This is a genomic window from Roseinatronobacter sp. S2 (assembly GCF_029581395.1).
Classification (GTDB): domain Bacteria; phylum Pseudomonadota; class Alphaproteobacteria; order Rhodobacterales; family Rhodobacteraceae; genus Roseinatronobacter.
On record NZ_CP121117.1, the window covers coordinates 46,684 to 69,532 of the forward strand.

The following is a 22,849-nucleotide window of genomic DNA, read 5'->3' on the forward strand; positions in this document are numbered from 1 at the left end:
TATTTTCGGCACTCGTGCTGGCCTTCCCAATGGGTTAAGCTGAGCGCTAGAATGTATCTAGAATGAATGGGCGTTTCCTCGGAAAAGTGGAATCTGTGGAAACGTACCCATGGTACAACTCAGCTGATGCCTTCGAACTGGCTGGATTAATAAGTAATCATCGACTAGAGAGAATACTCATATTCCACCCATAGCAAGCATGTTCAGCTCAACTTTGACATATTGGTGGCAACGATTAGGTCATCGCTGTTTGGTGTGATGAGGCATGGCAAAACAGTTTCCACCACAACGGGTGGGATGAGTAACCATGCACCGTTGGATTATACTCTGCCACATCGGCGCGGCCTTTCTACTAACCGAAAAATTCGGTACATTCCTTATCCACTTAATACCTAAGTCAGGCAGCGTATCAGACATTAAATGCTTCAACAGTTTTCTAACTGGCGTGTAGCATATAATCTGCGTGGAGATATGTCACATTTGGCGCCAATCAAGTCGCTAGTTCGACGTGCCGAACTTAAATTGTATCTTATTGTTGCAATTTACGGAGATTGTTTTGGTTGTAAATTCCAGTTCCGTAATTAAGGAATTTCTAAAAGCCTCCAAGTAGATTGCAAAGTACTATGGCCTTCCTGAAATAAACAAGTATAGTAGAGAGGCTGTTCATTAAGGCCAGTAGTAGAAAGGAAACAAGCTATGGCTAAGGGTATGACAAAACGACGGCGAGACGAAAAAAAGCCGAAAAAAGTAGTAGAAAAAGTGATCGCAGCCAAACCAAGCATGAAGAACACCGTTGTCGTGAAGGAATTGAAAATAAAGCCTAAATAATTTATCAACTCGGCGGCATCTCCGGGCTGACTATTCAGAAAACAACCCACCCGGAGATGCCTCCGTCTTTTCTCAGAAGGTTTTGTGCAAGTAATTTGATTCTCGACCTCCGAAATAGTCGGGGTCGTTTGCGTAGCCTGAAACCCGGGAAAAGAGGAAGTCACGGGTAGCGCCGCAGGTGAGCGCGAGTCCGACATCAGTGTTGGGCGTCATACCTGCGGAAAAACCATCGTCTGAGAGTGCCTCATCTGGGATAGTCTCCCACTCGTCTGAGTCTTTTCTAATTCTCCCCGTGATTTTCTAAGCCTTCGACTGAGAAGTAGCCTGATAAAGTGTGTAATAAAATATACGGCCGGTTGAAATAGCGCACGTGAACATTCGTCAGTATAGTCTTGATGTATGTCTAATCTACAGGTCGAAGTTGTCATCTCAGTAGCCGACAATCTGCGCCGTGTATTGCAGGGTGCCACGAAATGTGATCGGATCAGAAATAGTGAATTCGCGGCGCATGTCGAACCACAGGTTAAACGCAAAGGACTTCAACGAAACAAACGTGGCCGGAGCAATGCTTGCACGGAAAGGGCTATGGCGACTTCCTTCGCTATTGAAACTGGTAGTGAACTTCAATGCAACCCAAGATAGAGATCACTCATCCTTCGATAGGGTGCCTGCAAGAAGCGTTTGGCATGCCAGAGCTGCGATCAGGTCCGACCGTGTCACTATACCGACGAGGCGCAGGCCCTCCACGACAGGGGCCGCTTGTACACCATCATCAGCCAGCATCTGGACCAGGATACTGATGCTGTCAGTTGGACCGACGGTCCGCATGTCAGCAGTCATAATGTCGCAGGCGCGGAGATGCCGGCCACGCCCCACGCGCGCAATGCGTGTCAAAGCTGCCGCGAAACCCATGCCACCAACCATCGAGTCGAGACGCGCGCGCTGAATCAGGTCATTCTGGGTGATGATGCCACGCGGGACGCTGCCGTCATCCACGACGGGCAAGGTTTTGAAGCTGTGCCTACGAAAAAGTTCTGCAACAACGCCGACAGGGGTATCGGGTGTGACCGTGATCAGATCACGCGACATGACTGCGCCGCAAGTCATGCCTTCGAAGTGACGTCGTGCGGCCTCGGCTTCAGCGGCGGCCAGAAGGCGGCCAAAATCCTCAGCGCCGATATTGGCGCTTAGGTTGAATCGGTCGAGCAGAAGAGACAGATCATGCACGCTTAAACCCACGCGCCGTTCCGGCGTAGGGTCAGTGGTGGAGTGGACACCTAAAGACTCCATCTGGCGGAAAGGATAATGCCGACCCGTTGTTCGGTTATAAATTATGGCTATTGTTACCAACAGGACAGTATCGAAGATTACAGGCGCCGCCACGAAGCTGTAGCCAAGCCCTCCGGAGAGCGGATCGGTCAAAACTGTTGCCAATGCCACCGCAGCGCCCGGTGGGTGCATGGCGCGCAAAGCCGCCATCGCTACCATAGCCCCTAAAATGGAGAAGCCTGCTGCTAATTCGAGTGGCAAACCCCAGTGTAGAATGCTGACAGCTACGAAGGCAGATACTCCGTTCCCGACCACCGCCGACCATGGCTGCGCCAGCGGGGAGTTCGGAACAGCAAAGATCAGGAACGCGGTTGCCCCGAGTGGAGCGATAAGCAACAATCCATGCGCTGAACCAAGCCAGGAATTCAGGGCGATCAAGATCGCACCGGAGAAGGTAAGTGCCATGCCTGCGCCTAGCGAGGCGCGCAGACTCTCGCCCCAAGTCGGGCGTGGCATCGCCGGGCCAAGAGCGCGTAGGGCTTGGCGCAGACGGACCCGGGCCCTTCTGGAGCGCCATGGTACGACAGGTCGTGCGAAACCCGTCGAATCGCCTACTCCAGATTGCAGCTCAGCGGGTGAAGATGGAGTATCTTTCAGTCTGTTTCGCAATTGGTAATACTCGGCCCAATTAGGGTGGCCATGATGTCGAGCAAACCTAAGAAAGCGCCGCTGACACTGTTCTTCAACCGTGGAATGCACATGAATTGATGAGGTAAGCCCGCAATGCCGATTTGCATGTACTGGCGGAGAATGACAAAACACACTGAACCTGCTTCGATGCACGAGCAAGCGCTCTTCGGCGTAGCGTCGGGCATATCGAGGAGCAGATTCTTGCCTGTGTGTAAGTACTTGACGTGGCAAGTCAGAAGCAATGACGCTAATTGTACACCTGTCATCGAAAGCGGTTTATCGCCGTCAGGATAGACCTGGTCGTCCGACTGCATGTCGCGTGTCTTTTCTGCCAGACTAGGCTTGGCATGTCCCTGGATGGATTGAAGAGTGATCCGACCGGTAACGCTGTGCGTGGGGAGCTCGATGCCCGCCCGAACGACAGGGCGCTCCGTCTTTAAGCGCGATGAGCACATGATGGCATGTGTTTGCATGGCCGCGAGCTGGGACCAGAATGGACGAAGATCAACGATCTCGCCAGATTCAGTGTGTTTCAAGGCCATCGCATTCTGTCCTATAGTTGTTCAGTAAATTTGGCCCCGTGCATGACTTCCAAGCCTTCCTCAGTGATGATTGCGTCGAGGCGGATATCGTGTGGCTGCGGGTAGATCGTCGCGAGCTCGGCCGCCTGCAGGCCGATGCCGATGATGAAGGGACGCGGTGACAGATGGGCGAGCGTGCGGTCAAAGTAGCCTCCGCCATATCCTAGTCGATAGCAATCGCGGTCCCAGCCAACAAGCGGGGCAAGTGCCACATCCGGCGTCACCACTTCCGCCTCTTGCGGTGGGACGGGAATGTTCCAGTCGCCCCGCACCATGCGCGTCTCGGGCGTCCAGCGGCGGAAGACGAGCGGAGCATGTTTCATCTCGACCAGAGGCAGCGCGACCCTTACGCCCGCTGCATGCAGATCAGCCATCAGGGGGCGCAGGTCGGGTTCGCCTTTGATCGGCCAGTAGGCCGAGAACAGGCGGTTGCGCATGTCGCTGAAACGCGCCGCGAGAAGGTCTTTTAAGTGCATGGACAACGTGGCTTCAATGGCAACGCGTGCCTCGACGCTCAGCGCCTTGCGCAGGGCGCACAGTCTCATCCGCTCGGCCCGGCGCCAGCGTGCAACGTCGCGCGCCTGCTCGGGGTCGACGCCCAGCGGGTCGAAATAGTCGGGTGCGATCTCGCTCGCCATGCACGGGGACGACGCGTAACGCCCCAAGGGCGGGTCAGTCCTTGACATGATACACCTTTCGTTGCCAGTCGGTGATGGAACGGTGCCTCGCTGAAAAAGGTGCTGCCACGTCTATGATCTGATGCAGGGCGGCGAGATCATGCGTTGGGGTCGCGTCGGTCATGGCGTATCCCTTTGGCGCAGGACGGGAACTGAAACAGTGTCGGCTTGCGCCTGCTGCACCGCGATGTGGAGCGAGCGAGCGATGCGCTCGGCGCGTTCGATCACATGTGCCGCGCCTTCGGGCGTGCAGGTCGTGTGCGCCGTTTCCCGGAACAGGGCCAGCCATCGATCGAAATGCGCGGCCTGAATGGGCAACGGCGTGTGCGCGGGCACCGGGCGACCACGATAGCGACCTGTCATCAGCGCCACAGAAGACCAGAAAGCCACCATGCGGTCCAAATGCGGGGTCCAGTCGATGATTCGATCCGCGAAGATTGGGCCCAAGACCGGATCCAGACGGATCCTTGCATAGAAGGCATGGACAAGATCATGCAACACGCGGTCGTCAAGGCCGGTCTCCTCCATCAGCCGTGCAGTGTGATCGGGGCGCACAGAGTGCGTCAGGTGAAGATTTTGTGGCTTTGCCATTCGGACCCTCAGTATCCGAGTGCGAACTGCAGCAGCATCAGCGAGCCGCCAGCGGCATTCAGTGCCCAGCCGACAGTCAGCACGCGCGCAATCCATCCCCAGGCGTCACGTTCGACGCCAAACGGGTCGCTTTCGATGTTGAACGCGCTGCGCCAGACGCTGATCTGGATGTAGGCAGTGTAGATCAGCGCAAGGCCCAGCACCAGAATCAACAGCGGCACGGGTAGCGCGCGTTGCAGCACTGCTCCAAGTATAAAGGCTCCGCCGATCGTGCTGAACAGCACGCCGTAGATCCAGTAGAGTTTCCAGAGCGGTCCTTCGCCGTGCCAGTAATGGCGAAACTCATCCATAAGACCCCAACGCGATTGGTTCACGGTCATCACGGGTTCCTTTCCTATCCGGCGGGCGTTTTGACAGCTTCACGCCTTGATTAATGTTAAGTCTTATAATAGGAATTGTAAATACCTATTTAGATTCGAGAACTATCAGCAATGCGTCTGACCTTTTTCACTGATTATGGCCTGCGCATGCTGATGCGCATGGGAAGCGCCCCGGATCGCGCCTTCTCTACGGCCGAACTGGCCGAGGAGTTCGGCCTGTCGCGCAATCACCTGTCCAAGATCATGCAACGGCTTGCAGCTGGCGGCCTGATCGAGACGCGTCGCGGCAGTGGCGGTGGCGCGACCCTGGCCAAAGGGGCGTCTGAAATTCGTCTGGGAGATGTGGTGCGCCTGCTGGAAGAGGGTCAGCCGCTTGTAGAATGTTTCGGAGAAGGCGGGGCCTGCACCCTTGATGGCCATTGTCGCCTGAAGGGACGGCTGCGCGCCGCCGAGGCAGCATTTCTTGCCCATCTCGACCGATCGACACTTCAGGATATCGCGCTGGAGCCGCTTAGCGCCACATGAACAAGGATGGATTTGTATGGCTATGACCAGCACGCTGACATTCACCGAGCGCAGGGTGGGCATCATTCTTGCTATCCTGACGTGTCTTCTCGGGCTGATAATGGCGGTGGCTGCAAACCAGGGGCCCATGGCGGTGCATGGCTATATCGCAATGGCCCTCGGGCTCTATCTTGTATTCGTTCTGAGTGGGTCGCTCTATGACCACCCGGAACCGCCATTCAGCCGCCTGACCCGCTATTGTGATGCTCCGGTCCGGTTTGGCGTCATCATGACACTTATCTGGGCAGTGGTCGGCATGGCTGTGGGGCTCTGGCTTGCGACGCTGATGTACTGGCCAGAGGCGACACCGCTCTGGCCTGCTACCAGTTATGGTCGCCTGCGCCCCGTCCATACCTCGGGCGTGATCTTCGGCTTTGGCGGCAATGCGCTGATTGCAACCTCGCTCTATATCGTCCAGCGCACGACGCGCGCGCGGTTGGCCGATGGGTTCAGCCCGTGGTTCGTCTTGATAGGGTTCAACCTGTTCTGCGTTTGGGCCGCAACCGGCTACCTGATGGGGCAGACGCAATCCAAGGAATATGCCGAACCCGAATGGTATGCCGATCTGCTGCTGCTCATCGTCTGGGTGGTCTATTTCGTGCTATACATGCGCACCCTCGCGCGGCGGGCCGAGCCGCATATCTATGTCTCGAACTGGTGGTTTCTGGCTTTCATCGTCGTGGTGGCGATGCTGCACATCGTCAACAACCTCGCCATTCCGGTCACGTGGAACTCGGGCAAGAGCTATACGATCTGGTCAGGAGTGCAGGATGCGATGATCCAGTGGTGGTACGGGCATAACGCAGTCGCCTTTTTCCTGACCGCCGGGTTTCTGGGCATGCTCTATTATTTCCTGCCAGTACGGGCCGGGCGGCCGATCTGGTCCTACCGGCTATCGATCGTCAGTTTCTGGGGGATCGTGTTCTTCTACATGTGGGCGGGTTCGCACCATCTGCATTACACCGCGCTGCCCTACTGGGTGCAGACGCTGGGGATGACGTTTTCGGTCATGCTGCTGGTGCCAAGCTGGGCCTCGGCGGGGAACGCGATCCTGACGCTGAACGGTGCCTGGCACAAGGTGCGCGATGATGCGACGCTGCGCTTCATGTTCGTGGCCGCAGTGTTCTACGGACTGGTGACTTTCGAGGGGTCATTCATGGCCATCCGCCCGGTCAATTCCCTGTCGCATTACACGGACTGGACCGTCGGACATGTGCATTCAGGCACATTGGGCTGGGTTGCAATGATCGTCTTTGGTGCGCTCTATACCCTCGTCCCGAAGCTTTATGGTCGCGAGACAATGGCCTGGCCCAAGGCAGTGGAGTGGCATTTCTGGCTCGCTGTGTCGGGAACGCTGATCTACGTGATCTCTCTGTGGAATGCGGGCATCGTTCAGGGGCTGATGTGGCGTGCTTATGATGATGGCGGCGGGCTGGCCTACAGTTTCCTCGAATCGATGGAAGCGATGTTGCCCTATTATGCTCTTCGCACCTTGGGCGGTGGGCTGTTTCTGGTCGGCGCCATCCTGTGCGCGCTGAACTGTCGCGCCACAATGCGCGCCGACGGCACTGTCACTGACGCGTCAGACCGTCCCCTGACAGCTGCACAGGCGGCGGAGTGAAGCCATGCTGAAACTGCATTACAACCTTGAAAAACTGTCCATGGGCCTTGTCGGCGGGATCATCCTCGTGGCCTCGATCGGCGGGATTGTCGAGATCGCGCCGCTCTTTACCATCGACGAGACCGTGGAAATTCCCGACGACATGCGTCCTCATACGCCGCTGGAGCTTGCTGGGCGCGAAATCTATATCCGTGAAGGCTGCTATGCCTGTCACAGCCAGATGATCCGCAGTCTGGCGGATGAGCTGGACCGCTACGGACCTTATTCGATAGCTGCCGAAAGTGCCTATAACCACCCCATGCTATGGGGGTCCAAGCGCACCGGGCCGGATCTTGCACGTGTTGGCGGGAAATACTCGGATGACTGGCATGTGGCGCATATGATGAATCCGCGCGACGTGGTCCCGACTTCGATCATGCCATCCTATCCTTGGCTGATGCGTCCGCTGGACAGCTCGCTTCTGGAGCCCAGCCTCGCGACACTGGCGCGCCTCGGCGTACCATATGACGAAGATATGGTCGCGAATGCCCGTGCTGATGCGCTGGCGCAAGCCCGGCCAAACTCGGACAGTGTCGACGACCTGCGGACCCGCTATGGCGAGAATATCAATGTGCGCGTCTTCGACGGCAACCCTGCACGCTTGTCCGAGATGGACGCTGTGGTCGCCTATCTGCAATCGCTCGGAACACTGACATCAGCAGCCCATGATCTGCATCAGGAGACTACGGAATGAATTACGAAACCCTTGTTCTGATTGCAAAGATATTCGGCCCTATCTGGATGGGGGGCTTTCTGCTGATCGTCCTGATCCGAGCCTATAATCCCCGTCGGAAAGTGGAGCAGGAACGTATCGCACGATCCATCCTGCCCCAAGAAGGATCGGCCCCCTCAGAGATGCGGCGGAAAGGGACGCAAGTATGACCACCGATCCGCATGAGCTTCCTGGTGCTGACAAGACTGGCAGCCGCGCGATTGATCCGGTGACCGGTTACGAAACCACCGGCCACGATTGGGGCGGCATCACGGAACTCAATACGCCGTTTCCGAAAATTGTGTTGGTCGCTCTGGCGCTGACCTTTGTTTATTCGATGATTGCTTGGGTGCTTCTGCCCAGTTGGCCACTTGTGCGCAGTTATCTGCCCGGTGTGCTGGGGCTGGACCAGGGCGAAATGGCGCGGGTCAGCTTCGAAGGTGTAACCGAGCGGCGGAGCGCATGGCTTGATCAGTTCGCCAGCGGTGATTTTGCAGCCCTTGCCGAGGATGCCGCTCTGATGGCCACTGCGCTACCTGCCGCGCATCGCCTTTTTTTGGACAATTGCGCCATGTGCCATGGTCAGGATGGCGCGGGCGGGCCGGGCTTTCCGGCGCTGAACAGTGCCGACTGGATGTGGGGCGGGACCCCCGAAGACATTGCGGTGACCTTGCAGGTGGGCATCAATGCGGAGCACCCCGACACACGCTGGGCAGAAATGCCTGCATTCGAGTGGATGGATCGGTCAGAACGTCTGACCCTGTCTGACTATGTCGCGGATCTGCCAACGGGCAATGCCGATCACGAAAGCGAAGGCGCCACACTGTTCGATGAAAATTGTGCTGCCTGCCATAATGACCAAGGAGCAGGCGGGTTCATGAACGGTGCCCCCTCGTTGGTGGATCACGCGGTGATCTATGGTCAGGACGTTGACACCGTTATGGATATTCTGCTGCGAGGGCGTCAAGGTATCATGCCGCATTGGTCAAACCGGCTGAGTGATGCTGAAATCAATCTGCTGGCGCTTTACACCGCGCGTCTGTCCGGCGCGGCCCCCGAGGACATGCGGCCCCAAGCCATGGTGGAGACCGAGGAATGACCCTACGCTTACAAAAGCGGCTGGCCATTGGCGGTGCCGTTGTCGCCGTAGGGCTGCTGTTTGGCTACAAGGTTTACATGGTCACGATGGCCGTGTCCTCGCAATCCGCCTGCATCGCGGTCGAGTCTCCATCCGCGACGCCCGCGCGACGTGCTTGCTGAAAGGCCAGATCCATGCTCGAACCTCTTCCCACTATTCGCTCGCCAGAACGTCCCACGTCGAAATTCGCACGTAACCTTCCAGCGCGCACGGCTCTCAACTGGCTTACCGCTGGCTGGGACGATTTGCGCGCAGCCCCTGTGCAGAGTCTGGTCTATGGCGGGTTTGTGATGCTTCTGTCCTATGTGGTACTCGCCGCGCTGACGGCGACAGGTCTGTTGTATCTGGCGCTGCCCGCGCTCTCGGGTTTCCTGATCGTAGGGCCGTTTCTCGCGGCAGGGCTCTACTCGCAAAGCCTGCGGCGCAGTCAGGGCAAGATCACCAGCCTGCGCGAGATGGTTCTGGTCCGTCCAGCTTCAGGGGCGCAGATGGCCTATGCCGGGCTTTTGCTGGGTCTGCTGGTGTTGTTCTGGCTGCGCGCGGCAGATCTTCTTTATGCGCTGTTTTTCGGCATGGCCCCGATCCCGCCTGCAGGTGACGCGCTGAGCAAAGTGTTCTTTACGCCCATGGGCTGGGGCCTGCTGCTGACAGGAACGGCAATTGGCGGAATGTTTGCCGCCTTCGCGCTGGCACTGAGTCTGTTTTCCGTGCCCATGCTCATGGCCGAGCGGCGAGACGCGCTAACCGCTCTTGGCGCGAGCTTCGCCATGACCAACAAGAACCTCGCGCCCTGCCTGACCTGGGGGGCCATCATCGGGGTCGGCATGGCTTTGTCAGCGGCCACTGCCCTCTTGGCGCTGGTGGTGGTTTTTCCGGTGTTGGGCTACGGCACTTGGCATGCATGGCGCGCAATTGGTGCGCCTGCAATCGAGGGCGGAGCGATATGAGCGCGCTTTACGTCCTCATCCCCGTCTCGCTTGGTATGGGTTTGCTCGGCTCTTTTGCTTTTTTCTGGGCGCTCAGGTCAAGCCAGTTCGACGACCCCGACGGCAACGCCTGGCGTGTAATTGCCTCAGAATACACACCCTCACAAAATCGCCCACCCGAAAAGGAAGGTAAACTACATGACCACATGGCTCCCGACCCTGAAAACCGCGACTCCGCAGGAGGGCTATGACCTTGCCGTTAAGATGGCGCGCGTCGCCATCAAGATGACCCAGCCGGACGCAGAGATGCGCGAGAGGCTGCGCCCAATCTATGCAGAAAACGCGGACGCGCTAATCGCGTCCAGTCAGGTGGTCGCAACGCATTTCGCGACTGTGGCAGCGGCCAACGGCTACTGGAGGAGTAACCGTTGAAGATGAGTGGACCGCCTGCAACTTATTTATCGCCCCAGCGTAGGTAGCAAGGTTCGGCCTGCAGGCAGACAGTGATATCTTGGATGACGGGATCAAACGTACCCTCGCGATGAAGTTGGAAGAGCGAAAATGAGAGTGACTATCCGTCTTGGACAAGTCGGTTTCGGGTTCCAGATATGATCGACGTTGACGAGAGCGTTGGCAGTTTCGATGAGCTTGCGCATGAGGGTTATGATGGCGACCTTGGCGGGCTTTCCTGCCTCGCGGAGTGTGGCATATTTTGTCTTGAGGTCCGGCTTGAAGCGCATGGCCAAAAGAGCAGGCATGTAGAGGGCGTCACGCAGGGAATTTCTCCCGCCAATGATCAATGACTTTCCCTTCCACTGACCGGCCTCGCGGATATGATGGAAAAGACCAGCGAGACTTCCGGCTTGCTTTCTTTCGAGCGTGCCTATTTTCGGTAGGAAGGTCAGGATCAGAACTGCCGCGATGGTTCGGAGGCCGGTGATGGGGCCCAGGATATCGCCCTTGCGCTGCAAGGCTTCATCGCTGGCGAAATGGTGCGGCAATCTCGGTATCGAGTTCTGCTAGCTGCAGCTCGACCAGCGTCAGGCGTGCCTTAAGCTGGAGCTTTAGAATCGGGTTTACCTGCACATGGCTGCGGTTGCGAAGGCGTGAGCATTCCTTGACCAGCGCTGTGCGTGCCAGCTGCAAGTCCCTGAGAACAAGCTGGTTCTCCGATACTGGCGCGTCCGGCTCCAAGTTCAGGGCTGCCCCCATCCGAGCCAGTATGCGCGCGTCGACGGCATAAGTCTTGGTTCGCGTCCCGCACACTTCGGCAAAGCGGCGCGCGTGCAGCGGCTTGACCTAGACCAACTTGCCCGAAAGCGCTGTCTCGAGGGCCGATGATAGGGCCCTGTCGGCTCGAACACGATCCGAGCGATCGGCGTCTGATCGAGCCAGCGGATCAGGGCCCGGATGCCCCGGGGTGTATTCTCGAACTGCCGCGCCACTCGGCGAGTCCGACAATCTCGGTGACCTTTTCTTCGAACAGCGGGTCGTTCGAGACCTTGGACCCCTTCGTGAGGTGCAGCTTCAAGCCAGCTTCCGCCCAGATACTACCCACGCTCGACGGCGAGATACCCATCGCTTCGGCCATCAGCGCGCGGCTCCGGTGCGTAGCATTCGGCGGGGTTTCCTAAACGGGTTTCGCGATGACCTTCAGCCTTGTTTCCATAGGCAGCGACGGCACCTGCGACGGCCTTGTCTTGTCATGCTGCAGCCCCGAACGCCCTCATCGAGATACCGCTCCTGCCAGCGCCAGATGGTGCGCGTCGCCATACCCGTCCGCCGCATGATCGTATCCGTCCGGTCTGACTGGCGTTGACTTATTGAGGTGTCCAGTTCCAAGGCATCAGTTCGTCGATATGGGGCATTTTGTGATCTGCGACGCGGGCAAGGACCCAGCGCAGCCAGGCTTCGGGATCGACATTGTTCATGCGGCAGGTTTCAATGAGCGTATAGGCGATGGCTGCGGCATCACCTCCTCCCTTTGATCCCATGAACAGATAATTCTTCCTTCCAAGAGCCATTGCCCGTTCATTCTGCCCATGTCGGTGAAGAGCGGGAAATTCATTACCGTTGGCATCCCTATTTCGGCCGGAAGGTCAGTATCCGGCGGGTAGAGGAGCGCGCGACTGGTCAGTTTCTCAAGGTAGAAGGCCTGCCTGGCATTGTTGTTTCGATTCCAGGTTGGATGGTGGATCCCCTCGTCTGCGCCGAGATGAGCATTGGCCAGCCACAGGTCGATGTCGCGGCGCTGTCTGAACTCAAGAGGCTGGTCACGCCCACAGCTGCTCTTGCACACTCCCCGCGCGAAACTGGAATCGTAAGGGAGGAAGTCGATGAAGCAGCACAACGCGCCTGTGTCGGCCTCGGGCAGGCAGATGAGCCTGATGTTCGGGCCCTGCAAGGTGGATGGGATGAACGAGGCGGAGCGGGCGAAGGCCACAATCACGCTGGCTCAGATTCTGATGCAGGCTGCGGGCCTCATCGTGGAGGAGCTTGACGATGAACAACGTTGAACTGATCCCGTTGCCGCTCTGAATCGCTCCGGGTTTGTCGGAGACCTATAGCTTCATTTCACGCGACCATATCGAGCACGTCACGCTTTGCATAGAAGTTCTCTTCAGCCTCTGCTGGTGGGATGTTCCCGATGGGCCCGAGTAGGCGTCTGTGGTTGAACCAATCGACCCAGCCGAGGGTGGCCATTTCCAGATCCTGCATGTTGCGCCAAGGGCCCTGGCGGTGAACCAGCTCGGTTTTGTAGAGGCCGTTTATGGTTTCCGCGAGGGCGTTGTCATATGAGTCACCGACGCTGCCGACCGATGGCTCAATGCCCGCTTCGGCCAAACGCTCGGTGTATCGAATAGACAAATATTGCCCGCCGCGATCCGAGTGATGGACCAAGCCGCTCTTCTGGACAGGCCGTCGATCATGCAGGGCCTGTTCCAAGGCATCGAGAACAAAGTCTGTCTTGGCAGACCGCGATACCCGCCAACCAACAATGCGATCAGCGAATGTGTCGATGACGAAGGCCACATAGATAAAGCCCTGCCATGTCGACACGTAGGTAAAATCACTGACCCACAGCATGTTTGGTGCCGGTGCCCGGAACTGACGGTTCACCTTGTCACGCGGACAGGGCGCTGACGTGTCTGGAACCGTTGTTTTGACCACCTTGCCGCGCACAGCCCCACGGATGCCGATCTGCTTCATCAAGCGTGCAACCGTGCAGCGGGCCACATCAAAGCGCTCGCGCTTCATCTGGTGCCACGCCTTGCGGACCCCGTAGACTTGATAGTTTTCATCCCAGACCCTTTTGATTTCTGGTCGCAATTCCGCATCCCGCTGATGTCGCGCCGATGCTTTGGAAGGATCAGCGCGACATGCGAGGCGGTGATAAAACGTTGACGGCGCGATCGGCAGAACCCTGCAGATCGACTCGACGCCGTAAACAATGCGCTGATCTTCAATGAAGGCAATCATCGCTTCAGTGGGCGGTCGAGTTCCGCCTGCGCAAAATAAGCTGACGCCTTGCGGAGAATTTCATTCGCCTGGCGCAGCTCCCGGACCTCACGCTCCAGGGCCTTGATCCGGTCCCGTTCCTCAGTGGTCACCCCATCGCGCATGCCGCTGTCTTTCTCGGCCTGCTTGATCCATTCGCGCAGCGTCTGGGGAATACAGCCAATCTTGGGTGCAATGGCCGCGATCGCGCCCGCCTGCGTTTCGTATGAGCCCTGATGCTCGAACACCATCCGCACCGCACGTGCGCGGACCTCGGGCGAGTAGCGATTTGCCATTTTGCTTTTCGTCATAACCATCATCCTTACTTAAGTTGATGGTCTCCGACAAACCCGGAGCGATTCATTTACCTTTGCACTGATTGCGCTTGGAGCTTCTTATGATGGGTCACGATGGATGCCGTAGTTACCTCACCTCAGCACATATGCCGCACATTGTCCCAGCCCCCCTCATGAAAGGCGATGTCTACCGCGCCGAAGCCATCGCGGAAGACGCGGTCGAAATCATGATCCTGCGCCCGCCGCCAAATGCTGTCGCTGATTGCCGGGCGTAGCGTGGGAAGCGGAATTCTTACGTAGCTATCTTACATGCGGCGCTGCACCTTCAGGAGCTATCCGATCAGGCGTTCAATTTTTGCCTGCGGAAACGCCTGAAGCGTTTGTGCGATCTGGTTGCGGTTCATCAGGCAGAAGGCTGTGCTCAGACCATCGGCAAGCCATGCCTGAGGGGCGGTTACAGTGACAAGTTTCCACCTCTTGGGCGCGGGCAACCCGGTTATAGGGTTCAGGATATGACCGACGCGGCCTTCGCCGTCGAAGCTGATGCCCTGAGCTGCAGAACTCGCCAGCGCGGCGTCCTGAAGAGCAACCCGGTCCGGCAGCAGATCATCCCCCGACCGTAAACTGATCTGCCACGCTTGGCCGTCCGGAGCTCGGCCAAGCGCTGCGAATTCCCCGGTATTGACCAGCACATCGGTCAAGCCCTGAGCACGCAACAGCGCGGCCACCTTATCGGCGATCAAGCCTTGCGCGATCCCGTTCAGGCTAAGCGCCATGCCGGGCCTCAGCCCTAGTTCATTGGGATTAAGGCGTATTTTGTCAAACCCGACCTGTTCCAGCGCTACCTTCAACGCAGGCCTGTCGGGTAGGGCCGCATTGGTTGTCCCTGCGAAATGGCGCGCATAAAGCACCCAGAGCGGCTGGACCGTGGGGTCGAACATGCCATCTGTGGCGCGGTAAAGCGTTGCGCAGTGGCTCAGGCATTCCAGAAGTTCGGGTGCTGGGGCGATCAGCCTGCCAGTCGCATTCAGCCGGTTCAATGCCGATCCGGGCGTGTGCAGGCTGAAGACATCTTCCAGTCGTGCAATCTCAGCGCGGGCCATCGCCACGATGCGGGGGGCGTCCGGATGTGCCAGCGTGATCGAGGCATCTGCCCCCAGCGTCACCCCGCGCCAGTGATGCACCGATTGCCCAAGCGCTGCCACCGGCAAGGCAGAGCCTACCGCAGAAATGGCCAGAAACCGGCGTCTCGATAAGGTCATATTCATCCCTCCTGTTAGCGCGACAGGGCGCGCAGGCGTTCTTCGAAATCGCCATCATCCTCAATGCCGATATCGGATTCAAATTCGACCGGGGCGAGGACCATGTCATCCGTGATGCCATCCAGTTGCAGCGCCTCGCCGCCATGGCGGGCGATGAAGGCCTGTGCGCCCTCATGTGTGGAGAAGGGCACAAGTTCGGGGGTTTCCATCCCCCCCACCATATCCGATCCCACAACGTAATAGGCGGCACTCGCAAGGAACCAGTTATCCGCGCCGGGGTTGTCCCAACTTGCCCCGGACCAGCCCATATCCGAGACATAGATCACTGCGATCATGTGGCTTTGTTCCGGCATCCGGTCATAGGCGATGGCATCGCGCACCTGGCTGAAGAACAGTGGATAAGGCAGGCCATCAAGGAATACCTGCGCCTTTGGGCCGGGGTGTTCGAGCATTTCCATCTGGCAGAAATGGCCCACGGCCTCGGCGGTCATGGTCATGGGCTCTGGCAGGGTGGCTTTGCCATCTTCACGGCAGGCCCCCAGTGTAAGCAGAGCGATGCAAAAAAGCAGACTGCGTTTCATGGTGTCACCTTTCTGAAGGCAAGGACGGCAATGCCAAGCCCCACCAGCGGCCAGAGCAGTATAGAGGCAAGTGCGTGGCGTGGTGCAATTGTATGGGCGGCGGCTCCGATCCCTGAGGCTGCCGCTGTCGCGCCAGAGGCGGCCAGATTATACAGGCGAAAGGCATCAGCGGGGTTACCCACCAGCAGCCAGGGGAAAACCTCGGTGGTGAAGCGCCCCCCATCGTCGGCCACGACGGCGGCCAGCAGGCCCAGATCATAGAGCACGATCATCACCAGCCACAACGCGATCGCCAGCCCCGCCGCAGCACCGGGACGACGCGCAAAGGCCGAAATCGCATAGCCGATCGCCACGAAGGCGGCACCCAGTAGCAGCGATGTCCAGAACAGGCGGAACATGGCTGGCAAGCCAGCACTGGCGCGCGGGTCAGCCCATATCGCGGCGCCCGCTGCCAGCCCATAACCTATGGCTACAGCTAATGACAAGATCAGCAGATGCGCGATGAACTTACCCAGCAGAATCTCGAAGCGCCCCAGCGGATAGGTAAGCATCAAGGATAAGGTGCCGCGCTCAAACTCCCCGGCGATGGCGTCAAAGCTCATTAAAAGCGCCACCAGTGGCACGAGATAGACTGCAAGGCTGGTCAGGCTGGCCACTGTCACCGATAAACGGTCTGCACCAAGTGTCCCTGTTGGGGCACTTCCGGCACCTGCAAGTACCAGCGAGAATAGCGCCATCATGGCAATGGCAATTGCGACCCAGCGGTTGCGGAACGCAATTCGGAACTCGGCCACAGAAATGGCAAGAATGGCGTTCATGGTTGCACCTGCTTGCTGAAATGGGTGTAGATATCTTCGAGACTTGGCGGGATAACTTCGACATCCTCAATCAGTCCGCCAAGGGCCGTGACCTGCTTCAGTCGCGCCAGTTTCTGTTCGGGTGAACAGCTCAGACTGACGCTCGCACCATTGAACCGCACTCCACCAAGGTTTTCGGCCACATTATCTGCCATATCGGCGCGGGTCAGTACATGCATCTGAATTGGCAAAGCCGCCTGTCTGCGAAGATCATTAAGGGAGGCATTTGCCACCATCTTTCCTTTGGAGAGGATCACGATGCGATCAGTGCGCGCCTCGACCTCGGTGAGGGCGTGGCTGGATAGCAGGATCGACGCGCCATCCGCTGCCAGCCCGTCCAGCGTGGTGTAGAATTCGCGGCGTGACACTGGGTCGAGCCCCGATGTCGGTTCATCCAGCACCAGAAGGCGTGGCTTTCCGATCAGAGCCTGTGCCAGCCCGACCCGCTGGCGCATACCCTTGGAATAGGTGCCAATCCGACGTTTCGCAGCTTCAGCCAGCCCAACACGTTCCAGAAGGGCCATCGCGTCGCTCGCGGGTTCGCCGCGCAGCCGCAGATAGGTGCGGATTTGCTCTAGCCCGGTCAGTGACGGATGAAAGGCAACGTTTTCCGGTAAATAAGCCACCTGACGACGCGCCGCGCGATCGCCAGGGGCAGCCCCTAAAACCTGCACCGTGCCGCCGTCATACGGGATCAGGCCCAGAACGATCTTCATCAGCGTGGATTTTCCAGCGCCATTATGGCCCAGTAGTGCAATTCTTTCGCTGGGCGCGACCGTGAAGCTTACATCGTGCAGGGCGCGCGTGGCGCCGAATGTCTTAGTGAGATGTGAGAGGGTCAAGTTCGGCATTGTCAAACCTTCCATATTGCCACGCGGGTTGGGCTTCGGCCTCGATCCGGGCAATGTCATCGGGAACCGTAATCTCGGGTGCGCGCATCAACGGAAAACTGTCGAGCACACCACCGGGCAACGTGGCGGGAAATTGTGCCTGCGCAAAACGGATCAGCTGCACGGCGGGCGAGCCCAGCAGCAGACCAGCGGCAGGCTGTGACCACAGGATGTGGTCCATCATGTCATTGGGGCGGAATTTTGCGTCAGCTATCCCGTCGCCATCCAGATCGAAGCTGGAATGATCTGACCAGTAATTGCCGCGCCCGTCATGACTCCATTCGATATCGCGGGTGCCCACATATTTGACCTGCGTGCGGTTGCCGATAAAAGCATTGCCAGTCAGCGCATTGCGCTCAGACCCGGCGGTGAAATGAATGCCTATATCGCAGCCCTCGAAGCGGTTACCGACGATCACATTGCGATGGGCGTTATAGATGAAGGTGCATTTTTCATGCGTGCCGCCCCGGATCAGGTTGCCACTGACATCGGCATTATTGGCAAAGTTCAGCATCAAGCCGTGACCGCGGTCGCGCAGAGACAGGTTATCGGTGATTTGTGTGCGATTCGAGAACATGATCGCATAGCCTAGGTGATTGCCAATCGAGACATTGTCCGAGACCGTGCTGTTGTTTGTGTACATGAAATGCACCGCAAAGCGCAGATCGCGCATCAGGTTGTCGCGGAAGATATTGTCGCGCGAGGCGTTCGCGAAAATCCCGTCGCGGCCAAAGCGGATGTCATTGCCTTCAACCAGCGTGCCGGGGGCGTTCCAGACATAGATGCCATTGCCGCGGTCATTCATGCGGTGATCCTGCCGCCCGATGATCGTGTTTCCGCGCACGATGGAATCCGTCGCGCCGAACACATGCACGCCGACCAGGTTTTCGATCATCACATTGTTTTCGACCACCGAGCGCTCGGCAGAGCGGTCCAGCTTCACGCCTGCATCCACCACCGGATGCGCATTGCCGGACCCGATCAGCGTCAGCCCGCGCACTACCACATCCGGGCCGGTCACGCGGATCACATCCGCCACGCCCTGCCCGTCAATTGTCGCCTCATTGCGCCCGTCCAGCGTGATGGGGCGCTCAAGTATCACCGGGCCATCGTGATGGCCCGGTGCAAGGATCAGCACATCGCCGGGGCTGGCCCCGGAAATGGCGGCAGCCAGCGCCCCCGGTTCGGCGGGCACAACATGCTCTCCCGCCCCGGCAAATACGGGGACGAGAGCAACAAGCAGCGCCGCGAGAAGATGACGCAGGCTACCCATCTCAGGCGTCCTTCGGTTCGACGAACATGCGCCCGCGCATTTCCATATGCAGGGCATGGCAGAACCACTGGCAGTAATACCAGTAGACACCGGGTTTCGCCGCCACGAAGGTCACTGACGCTGTCTGGTTCGGGCTGAGTTCCATCGCAACACCGTGGTCGCCCATGCAAAAACCATGCGCCAGATCCTCGATATCGTCGAGATTGGTTATGATCACCGTCACTTCGTCGCCTTCTGTCACTGTGAAGCTTTCCAGCGAGAAGTTAGGTGCCATTGAAGACATATAGACGCGCACCTTGTTGCCATCGCGCACCACGGTTTCCATCCAGTCGTCAATGTCGACCCCGTCCGCCTCGGCAATGCGGCGTGTCTCCGCCCATGTCGGGTCATTGCGGTCATAGACATGCAGCGGATTGACGATATCGCTCCGCACCAGAATTGAATCATGTGGTTCGGCAAAGGTGGGCCCGTCATGGACCAGCCGCAGATTGTCGCCCTCTATGACGAAAAGCTGCTCGTTCTCGGGCTTGAGTGGCCCGACATTCAGGAAGCGGTCTTTTGAGAACTTGTTCATCGAAACAAACCACTTTCCATCAGCTTCGAGCGTTTCGCCCATCGAGGTCGAGTTGTGGCCGGGTTGATAATGGACATCTACCTTTGAAAGGATCGGGTCCACATCCTCGCCATTATACGCACGGATAGCGGCATCGATGTTCCACTTCACGATCTGACTGTCGAGGAACAGGGTGGTAAAGGCGTTCCCCTGTCCGTCGAATGCCGTGTGAAGCGGGCCAAGACCTAGTTCCGGCTCTGCCACAAGTACTGTCTCGCGTGGATCAAGGCTTTCGTCACCGAAGATCAGATCGAATTTGGTCACATCCAGCACAGACACTGTCGGCGACAGCTTGCCCGCAACGCAAAGATGCTTCTTGTCAGGGGCCATGTTGATCCCGTGCGGGTTGTTGGGGATCGGAACATAGCGGGTGTAATCCTTGTTCTGTCCCTTGCGCCCGTCCACAACTTTGACACCCTGCAGCTCGATGTAATCGCCTTCCTCGATTGCACGCTCGATCGCCTTGATGTTGAATATGACAACGTGATCCATGTCTGCCGCAGTCATCTCGGGCAGGTTCATCCCCATTTCCGAGTTGTAGCTGGTCGAGAAGGCCCATTTGCCCTCGTAATCGGCATCAGTGTTGTCCAGATTGCCCGTGACCATCACTTGCCACGCCACTTCCATCGTGTCGCCATCAAGTGCAGTGAAGAAGTTCACATATTGCGACGGATCATCGAGAATCTTGCCGTCATTGACCATGGGTCCTTCATCTTCGCCATTGGCAAAGACATAACCGGTGCGCGGGTACTTCTGCGGACGCAGACCATGGATTGCCTTGGCGTTGGGAATCTCGGTGATTTTGTCACATTTCATGATGTCGCAACGCACCCGCGCAACGCGGGTGTTGGCCTTGTCGTTCATAAACAGAAAGCGGCCGTCATAGGTGCCTTCGGTAAATGACATGTGGACATGGTGAAGGTCCCCATTGTCATGAATTTTCTTTCCGTTGGCTTCCAGATATGCCTTGGTCCTGGGCAGCATCCGTTCCTGATGGATGCGGATTGATTCATTGGTCTGGCCCCAGCCAGTGGCCGAGCAGCGGTTGAACACGGGGATGCGCATCAGCTCGCGCATGGACGGAACACCCAGGATGCGCATTTCCCCTGTCTGCCCCGAAGACCAGAAGCCGTAATATTCATCAAGCTGGCCGGGGCCAACATGGTAATCAGCTACCGCATGCGCCCCTTTGGTCGCAGCGACTGTACCTACAGCCGCAGCGCCGCCCATCAGGCCCAGCCGCGCCGCGCCGCCGCCAAGGCCTGCGCCCATCAGCGCAGCGCCGCCTGCGGTTGCTCCCAGCAATCCGCGCCGGCTGATGCCGGGTTTGTTTGTCTTGTCAGACATGGGAAGTCTCCTTTTTGAGATTGGGATGGTTTGCTCGGGCAGGATCAACCGCTTTGGGCGCGGCACTCGCCTTGACAGACTCGCGCCGCTTGAGCTTGCGGATCACGACCGGGCATTTCGTTTCCGACTGGTAGAGTACCTGACAATTCATACAGTTCAGGCATTCATTGGGGTTGATCTCGCCCGTCGGGTGGATGGCCTGCACGAAACAGTCATTCGCGCAGGTCTGGCAGGGCGTACCGCATTCCGGATAGCGTTTCAGCCAGTCGAACATGCGAATACGTGCCGGGATCGCCAGCGCCGCGCCCAAGGGGCACAGGTAACGGCAATAAAAGCGCTCGATGAACAGCCCGATGCCCAGGAGCACCAGCGCGAAAGTCACGAAGGGCCAGGCGCGGTCGAATTTCAGGACAATCGCGGTCTTGAAGGGTTCAACCTCGTTCAAGCTGCTCGCCCATGGCACAGCGGCCAGCGACGCCGCAAAGAGCGCAAGAAAAATGATGTATTTCAGCGGCCACAGGCGTTCATGCAGCCCCCAGGGCAGGGTGATCTGCGGCACCTTGAATGCGCGCGCGATCTGGTTGGTCAGTTCCTGCAGCGCACCGAACGGACACAGCCACCCGCAATAAGCGCCGCGGCCCCAGAAAATCATCGCCGCCGCCACTGCCCACCACAGGATGAAGGTCAGCGGGTCCAGCATGAAGGCCTGCCAGCTGAACCCCTCGCGCAGCGATTCCACCAGTGCAAGGATATTGACCACCGACAGCTGTGCGGCCGCATACCAGCCGAGGAAAACCAGCGTGAAGGACAAGAACCCCATGCGGAACCAATAGGTCGCGCGCGCCGAGCGGGTCAGGAACATCTGGAAGAAAAACGCCGCCGTCAACACAGCCAGCATGAGGGTCAGCCCGGCAATCTCGACCCGGCGATCCCACCAGATGCGTTCGATCAGCGCCCGTTGCGCGGCCAGTTCGACCTCGCTGTCGTGCAGATCAGGCATGACGGCTTGCGTGGCGGTAATTTCGGTCAGATAGGTGCGCGGCATCTGGAAACCCAGATCGAAGGTCGTGAATATCCGTTCCAGCGCGGCCACATCGCGGCTGACCAGAAGCTGCAAACGCCACGGTTGGGTGGGGTCAAACCCGTATTCGGCCGGGATGCGGAACAGGTCCAGCTCGTCGAAGGAAGGTGCGCCACCCACATCCAGCACCCGCAAGCGGCGGTTGTCGCGGTCACGGAAACGGATGGATTGCTCATTCTGGATCAGGACGATGCGGTCAAAGATGCCACCGCGAACATATCCTGATCCCTTGAAGGAGTAGAGCCCTCGCCCGCCGATCACCAGCGCATGCTCGCCCTCTTCTAGCCAGTTTTCCAGATTGGCGAATTCGCGTTCACCGATCAGGGTGCGTCCGATATTGGGTACGCTGGCCACAGTCGCATACATGTCAATAAAGCGCGTATCTTCGGATTCGGTCAGGGCGCGGCGGGTGGCGCGCGGGTCATCCATCGCTTCGAACGCGGCGTTGACCTGACCCACATCCAGCGACATGCGCCGCATTGTGCCGTCACCCACCAGTGTGAACCAGTCATCAGCGACTTCTGCGTCGGGGTTCAGTTCAAAACGTGGGCCGGAAGGCGCATCACGCGGCGCAAGACCGCCTAGCCCCAGCGCGCGCGCAACACGAATGCCCGAGCGCACGATTGAATCGTCAATGACCATGATCGTGACAGTCACGCCCGAGATGATGTTGAGGTCCTGAATATCCCCACCGGCCTGTGCGGCAATGGTCAGATCTAGCCCGATGTGATCCTGCATCAGGTTGTGGATGCGTGACTCGGGGATGCCAATCAGAACGATGGGCTCGGAATGCGCGACCATGCGCAGCCCGATGATGCGTGCATCATCGTCAATCGCGACCATCGTATGGATGGGCTTGCCCGAATAGCCGGTGGTGCCGACATAGTCAGAGGTGATGAACACCCAGCCGATCTGCTCGCTGCCGCGCAGCAGGGGGGCGGCGGGAATCCCCTCGTGCATCGGGCCAAAGCCAGTTGCGTCTGTTACCAACGTGTCGGGCGCAACTTCGGCCAAGAAACGCGGCAGATGCGGGGACTGCGCCATGGCAGGCGCGAACGCCATAAGGCAGATTATGACTGCAAGGCAATTGTGCCACAAAGCGCGCAGAACGCCAGAAAGGGCTGGGGAAATCATG

General features: G+C 58.3%; 28 protein-coding genes, 1 pseudogene and 1 other annotated feature. Of the genes and pseudogenes, 11 read left to right on the forward strand and 18 right to left on the reverse strand.

The genetic code is table 11. The features are described 5' to 3' along the window. The first annotated feature begins 696 nt into the window (after positions 1 to 696). Positions 697 to 828, forward strand: a complete 132-nt coding sequence (locus P8S53_RS20470; protein WP_277807504.1) for a hypothetical protein — start codon at positions 697 to 699, stop codon at positions 826 to 828. A gap of 645 nt (positions 829 to 1,473) precedes the next feature. On the opposite strand, the gene P8S53_RS20475 is transcribed toward P8S53_RS20470, so the two are convergent. From P8S53_RS20475 to P8S53_RS20500, 6 genes are all read right to left on the reverse strand, one after another. Continuing rightward, on the reverse strand, positions 1,474 to 2,562 hold the full coding sequence (locus tag P8S53_RS20475; protein ID WP_277807505.1) for an HPP family protein: 1,089 nt from the start codon (positions 2,560 to 2,562) through the stop codon (positions 1,474 to 1,476). A gap of 188 nt (positions 2,563 to 2,750) precedes the next feature. After that, positions 2,751 to 3,329, reverse strand: a complete 579-nt coding sequence (locus tag P8S53_RS20480) for a hypothetical protein (RefSeq protein ID WP_277807506.1) — start codon at positions 3,327 to 3,329, stop codon at positions 2,751 to 2,753. An 11-nt stretch (positions 3,330 to 3,340) separates the two neighbouring features. Next, positions 3,341 to 4,006: a 5-formyltetrahydrofolate cyclo-ligase gene (locus P8S53_RS20485; RefSeq protein WP_277807507.1), complete on the reverse strand. Its 666-nt coding sequence runs from the start codon at positions 4,004 to 4,006 to the stop codon at positions 3,341 to 3,343. A gap of 34 nt (positions 4,007 to 4,040) precedes the next feature. After that, a complete protein-coding gene (locus P8S53_RS20490) occupies positions 4,041 to 4,169 on the reverse strand; it encodes a hypothetical protein (protein ID WP_277807508.1) in 129 nt (42 codons plus the stop codon). After that, positions 4,166 to 4,636, reverse strand: coding sequence for a group III truncated hemoglobin (locus P8S53_RS20495; RefSeq protein WP_277807509.1), 471 nt, complete (start codon positions 4,634 to 4,636; stop codon positions 4,166 to 4,168). Before P8S53_RS20495 ends, P8S53_RS20490 begins: the two co-directional genes overlap by 4 nt. An 8-nt stretch (positions 4,637 to 4,644) precedes the next feature. Then, entirely contained in the window at positions 4,645 to 5,016 is a 372-nt protein-coding gene (locus P8S53_RS20500) for a hypothetical protein (RefSeq protein WP_277807510.1), read from the reverse strand. A 111-nt stretch (positions 5,017 to 5,127) separates the two neighbouring features. On the opposite strand from P8S53_RS20500, the gene P8S53_RS20505 reads away from it, so the two are divergent. Genes P8S53_RS20505 through P8S53_RS20545 form a run of 9 tightly spaced genes read left to right on the forward strand, consistent with a single transcriptional unit; the run spans position 5,128 to position 10,448 of the window. Next, entirely contained in the window at positions 5,128 to 5,541 is a 414-nt protein-coding gene (locus tag P8S53_RS20505) for an Rrf2 family transcriptional regulator (RefSeq protein ID WP_277807511.1), read from the forward strand. 22 nt (positions 5,542 to 5,563) lie between these two features. Beyond that, positions 5,564 to 7,201: a cytochrome-c oxidase, cbb3-type subunit I gene (gene ccoN / locus P8S53_RS20510; RefSeq protein ID WP_277807545.1), complete on the forward strand. Its 1,638-nt coding sequence runs from the start codon at positions 5,564 to 5,566 to the stop codon at positions 7,199 to 7,201. Between the two features lie 4 nt (positions 7,202 to 7,205). Next, a complete protein-coding gene (gene ccoO / locus P8S53_RS20515; protein WP_277807512.1) occupies positions 7,206 to 7,934 on the forward strand; it encodes a cytochrome-c oxidase, cbb3-type subunit II in 729 nt (242 codons plus the stop codon). After that, a complete protein-coding gene (locus P8S53_RS20520; protein WP_277807513.1) occupies positions 7,931 to 8,122 on the forward strand; it encodes a cbb3-type cytochrome c oxidase subunit 3 in 192 nt (63 codons plus the stop codon). Before ccoO ends, P8S53_RS20520 begins: the two co-directional genes overlap by 4 nt. Beyond that, positions 8,119 to 9,051, forward strand: coding sequence for a cytochrome-c oxidase, cbb3-type subunit III (ccoP, locus tag P8S53_RS20525; RefSeq protein WP_277807514.1), 933 nt, complete (start codon positions 8,119 to 8,121; stop codon positions 9,049 to 9,051). Before P8S53_RS20520 ends, ccoP begins: the two co-directional genes overlap by 4 nt. Continuing rightward, on the forward strand, positions 9,048 to 9,212 hold the full coding sequence (locus P8S53_RS20530) for a hypothetical protein (RefSeq protein ID WP_277807515.1): 165 nt from the start codon (positions 9,048 to 9,050) through the stop codon (positions 9,210 to 9,212). Before ccoP ends, P8S53_RS20530 begins: the two co-directional genes overlap by 4 nt. A gap of 12 nt (positions 9,213 to 9,224) precedes the next feature. Further along, positions 9,225 to 10,037, forward strand: coding sequence for a DUF2189 domain-containing protein (locus P8S53_RS20535; RefSeq protein WP_277807516.1), 813 nt, complete (start codon positions 9,225 to 9,227; stop codon positions 10,035 to 10,037). Positions 10,038 to 10,072: 35 nt separating this feature from the next. Continuing rightward, complete coding sequence (gene ccoS, locus P8S53_RS20540) at positions 10,073 to 10,267, forward strand: cbb3-type cytochrome oxidase assembly protein CcoS (RefSeq protein ID WP_277807546.1); 195 nt, start codon at positions 10,073 to 10,075, stop codon at positions 10,265 to 10,267. Beyond that, positions 10,215 to 10,448: a hexameric tyrosine-coordinated heme protein gene (locus P8S53_RS20545; RefSeq protein WP_277807517.1), complete on the forward strand. Its 234-nt coding sequence runs from the start codon at positions 10,215 to 10,217 to the stop codon at positions 10,446 to 10,448. Before ccoS ends, P8S53_RS20545 begins: the two co-directional genes overlap by 53 nt. Positions 10,449 to 10,540: 92 nt before the next feature. Here P8S53_RS20545 and P8S53_RS20550 read toward each other — a convergent pair whose 3' ends face one another. The 4 genes and pseudogenes from P8S53_RS20550 to P8S53_RS20560 all read right to left on the reverse strand — a co-directional run. Then, a complete protein-coding gene (locus tag P8S53_RS20550; protein ID WP_277807518.1) occupies positions 10,541 to 11,017 on the reverse strand; it encodes a transposase in 477 nt (158 codons plus the stop codon). Then, entirely contained in the window at positions 10,992 to 11,282 is a 291-nt protein-coding gene (locus P8S53_RS21495; RefSeq protein WP_373418567.1) for a hypothetical protein, read from the reverse strand. The genes P8S53_RS20550 and P8S53_RS21495 overlap by 26 nt, the downstream gene beginning before the upstream one ends. A gap of 133 nt (positions 11,283 to 11,415) precedes the next feature. Next, positions 11,416 to 11,607 (reverse strand): hypothetical protein, encoded by a 192-nt coding sequence (locus P8S53_RS20555; protein ID WP_277807519.1) that lies wholly within the window; start codon positions 11,605 to 11,607, stop codon positions 11,416 to 11,418. A 229-nt stretch (positions 11,608 to 11,836) separates the two neighbouring features. Further along, positions 11,837 to 12,046, reverse strand: a pseudogene (locus P8S53_RS20560) (transposase domain-containing protein); the annotation flags it as partial. Positions 12,047 to 12,352: 306 nt separating this feature from the next. Here P8S53_RS20560 and P8S53_RS20565 point away from each other — a divergent pair. Beyond that, positions 12,353 to 12,532 carry a hypothetical protein gene (locus P8S53_RS20565; protein ID WP_277807520.1) on the forward strand — a complete coding sequence of 60 codons (180 nt, stop codon included), beginning with the start codon at positions 12,353 to 12,355 and terminating at the stop codon, positions 12,530 to 12,532. 58 nt (positions 12,533 to 12,590) lie between these two features. Here the strand turns inward: P8S53_RS20565 and P8S53_RS20570 are convergent. The 8 genes from P8S53_RS20570 to P8S53_RS20605 form a co-directional block, all read right to left on the reverse strand. Beyond that, a protein-coding gene (locus P8S53_RS20570) for an IS3 family transposase (RefSeq protein WP_277807420.1) occupies positions 12,591 to 13,825 on the reverse strand; the annotation gives its coding sequence in 2 pieces (ribosomal slippage) (positions 12,591 to 13,531 and positions 13,531 to 13,825; 1,236 coding nt in all). After that, positions 13,422 to 13,538, reverse strand: a sequence feature (AL1L pseudoknot). Its footprint overlaps the gene before it by 117 nt. Before the next feature lie 317 nt (positions 13,826 to 14,142). Next, complete coding sequence (locus P8S53_RS20575; RefSeq protein WP_277807521.1) at positions 14,143 to 15,072, reverse strand: FAD:protein FMN transferase; 930 nt, start codon at positions 15,070 to 15,072, stop codon at positions 14,143 to 14,145. Between the two features lie 14 nt (positions 15,073 to 15,086). Beyond that, on the reverse strand, positions 15,087 to 15,653 hold the full coding sequence (locus P8S53_RS20580; RefSeq protein ID WP_277807522.1) for a nitrous oxide reductase accessory protein NosL: 567 nt from the start codon (positions 15,651 to 15,653) through the stop codon (positions 15,087 to 15,089). Then, positions 15,650 to 16,471: an ABC transporter permease gene (locus P8S53_RS20585; RefSeq protein WP_277807523.1), complete on the reverse strand. Its 822-nt coding sequence runs from the start codon at positions 16,469 to 16,471 to the stop codon at positions 15,650 to 15,652. Before P8S53_RS20585 ends, P8S53_RS20580 begins: the two co-directional genes overlap by 4 nt. Beyond that, positions 16,468 to 17,361 (reverse strand): ABC transporter ATP-binding protein, encoded by an 894-nt coding sequence (locus P8S53_RS20590; RefSeq protein ID WP_277807524.1) that lies wholly within the window; start codon positions 17,359 to 17,361, stop codon positions 16,468 to 16,470. The genes P8S53_RS20585 and P8S53_RS20590 overlap by 4 nt, the downstream gene beginning before the upstream one ends. Continuing rightward, positions 17,330 to 18,673: a nitrous oxide reductase family maturation protein NosD gene (locus P8S53_RS20595; protein ID WP_277807525.1), complete on the reverse strand. Its 1,344-nt coding sequence runs from the start codon at positions 18,671 to 18,673 to the stop codon at positions 17,330 to 17,332. Before P8S53_RS20595 ends, P8S53_RS20590 begins: the two co-directional genes overlap by 32 nt. Position 18,674: 1 nt before the next feature. Then, positions 18,675 to 20,633 carry a TAT-dependent nitrous-oxide reductase gene (gene nosZ / locus P8S53_RS20600; RefSeq protein ID WP_277807526.1) on the reverse strand — a complete coding sequence of 653 codons (1,959 nt, stop codon included), beginning with the start codon at positions 20,631 to 20,633 and terminating at the stop codon, positions 18,675 to 18,677. Continuing rightward, positions 20,626 to 22,848, reverse strand: a complete 2,223-nt coding sequence (locus P8S53_RS20605) for a 4Fe-4S binding protein (RefSeq protein WP_373418568.1) — start codon at positions 22,846 to 22,848, stop codon at positions 20,626 to 20,628. Before P8S53_RS20605 ends, nosZ begins: the two co-directional genes overlap by 8 nt. Position 22,849 lies beyond the last annotated feature (1 nt).

Excerpts from the sequence above, each read along its gene's own strand:
- P8S53_RS20470 (WP_277807504.1), top strand. The coding sequence starts at position 697 with ATGGCTAAGGGTATGACAAAACGACGGCGAGACGAAAAAAAGCCGAAA.
- P8S53_RS20565 (WP_277807520.1), top strand. The coding sequence starts at position 12,353 with ATGAAGCAGCACAACGCGCCTGTGTCGGCCTCGGGCAGGCAGATGAGC.
- ccoN (WP_277807545.1), top strand. The coding sequence starts at position 5,564 with ATGACCAGCACGCTGACATTCACCGAGCGCAGGGTGGGCATCATTCTT.
- P8S53_RS20495 (WP_277807509.1), bottom strand. The coding sequence starts at position 4,636 with ATGGCAAAGCCACAAAATCTTCACCTGACGCACTCTGTGCGCCCCGAT.
- P8S53_RS20490 (WP_277807508.1), bottom strand. The coding sequence starts at position 4,169 with ATGACCGACGCGACCCCAACGCATGATCTCGCCGCCCTGCATCAGATC.
- P8S53_RS20555 (WP_277807519.1), bottom strand. The coding sequence starts at position 11,607 with ATGGCCGAAGCGATGGGTATCTCGCCGTCGAGCGTGGGTAGTATCTGG.
- P8S53_RS20530 (WP_277807515.1), top strand. The coding sequence starts at position 9,048 with ATGACCCTACGCTTACAAAAGCGGCTGGCCATTGGCGGTGCCGTTGTC.
- P8S53_RS20590 (WP_277807524.1), bottom strand. The coding sequence starts at position 17,361 with ATGCCGAACTTGACCCTCTCACATCTCACTAAGACATTCGGCGCCACG.
- P8S53_RS20485 (WP_277807507.1), bottom strand. The coding sequence starts at position 4,006 with ATGGCGAGCGAGATCGCACCCGACTATTTCGACCCGCTGGGCGTCGAC.
- P8S53_RS20480 (WP_277807506.1), bottom strand. The coding sequence starts at position 3,329 with ATGGCCTTGAAACACACTGAATCTGGCGAGATCGTTGATCTTCGTCCA.
- ccoO (WP_277807512.1), top strand. The coding sequence starts at position 7,206 with ATGCTGAAACTGCATTACAACCTTGAAAAACTGTCCATGGGCCTTGTC.
- P8S53_RS20505 (WP_277807511.1), top strand. The coding sequence starts at position 5,128 with ATGCGTCTGACCTTTTTCACTGATTATGGCCTGCGCATGCTGATGCGC.
- P8S53_RS20605 (WP_373418568.1), bottom strand. The coding sequence starts at position 22,848 with ATGATTTCCCCAGCCCTTTCTGGCGTTCTGCGCGCTTTGTGGCACAAT.
- ccoP (WP_277807514.1), top strand. The coding sequence starts at position 8,119 with ATGACCACCGATCCGCATGAGCTTCCTGGTGCTGACAAGACTGGCAGC.
- P8S53_RS20500 (WP_277807510.1), bottom strand. The coding sequence starts at position 5,016 with ATGACCGTGAACCAATCGCGTTGGGGTCTTATGGATGAGTTTCGCCAT.
- P8S53_RS20545 (WP_277807517.1), top strand. The coding sequence starts at position 10,215 with ATGACCACATGGCTCCCGACCCTGAAAACCGCGACTCCGCAGGAGGGC.
- P8S53_RS20535 (WP_277807516.1), top strand. The coding sequence starts at position 9,225 with ATGCTCGAACCTCTTCCCACTATTCGCTCGCCAGAACGTCCCACGTCG.
- ccoS (WP_277807546.1), top strand. The coding sequence starts at position 10,073 with ATGGGTTTGCTCGGCTCTTTTGCTTTTTTCTGGGCGCTCAGGTCAAGC.
- P8S53_RS20475 (WP_277807505.1), bottom strand. The coding sequence starts at position 2,562 with ATGGCACTTACCTTCTCCGGTGCGATCTTGATCGCCCTGAATTCCTGG.
- P8S53_RS20520 (WP_277807513.1), top strand. The coding sequence starts at position 7,931 with ATGAATTACGAAACCCTTGTTCTGATTGCAAAGATATTCGGCCCTATC.
- P8S53_RS20595 (WP_277807525.1), bottom strand. The coding sequence starts at position 18,673 with ATGGGTAGCCTGCGTCATCTTCTCGCGGCGCTGCTTGTTGCTCTCGTC.
- P8S53_RS20580 (WP_277807522.1), bottom strand. The coding sequence starts at position 15,653 with ATGAAACGCAGTCTGCTTTTTTGCATCGCTCTGCTTACACTGGGGGCC.
- P8S53_RS20585 (WP_277807523.1), bottom strand. The coding sequence starts at position 16,471 with ATGAACGCCATTCTTGCCATTTCTGTGGCCGAGTTCCGAATTGCGTTC.
- nosZ (WP_277807526.1), bottom strand. The coding sequence starts at position 20,633 with ATGTCTGACAAGACAAACAAACCCGGCATCAGCCGGCGCGGATTGCTG.
- P8S53_RS20575 (WP_277807521.1), bottom strand. The coding sequence starts at position 15,072 with ATGACCTTATCGAGACGCCGGTTTCTGGCCATTTCTGCGGTAGGCTCT.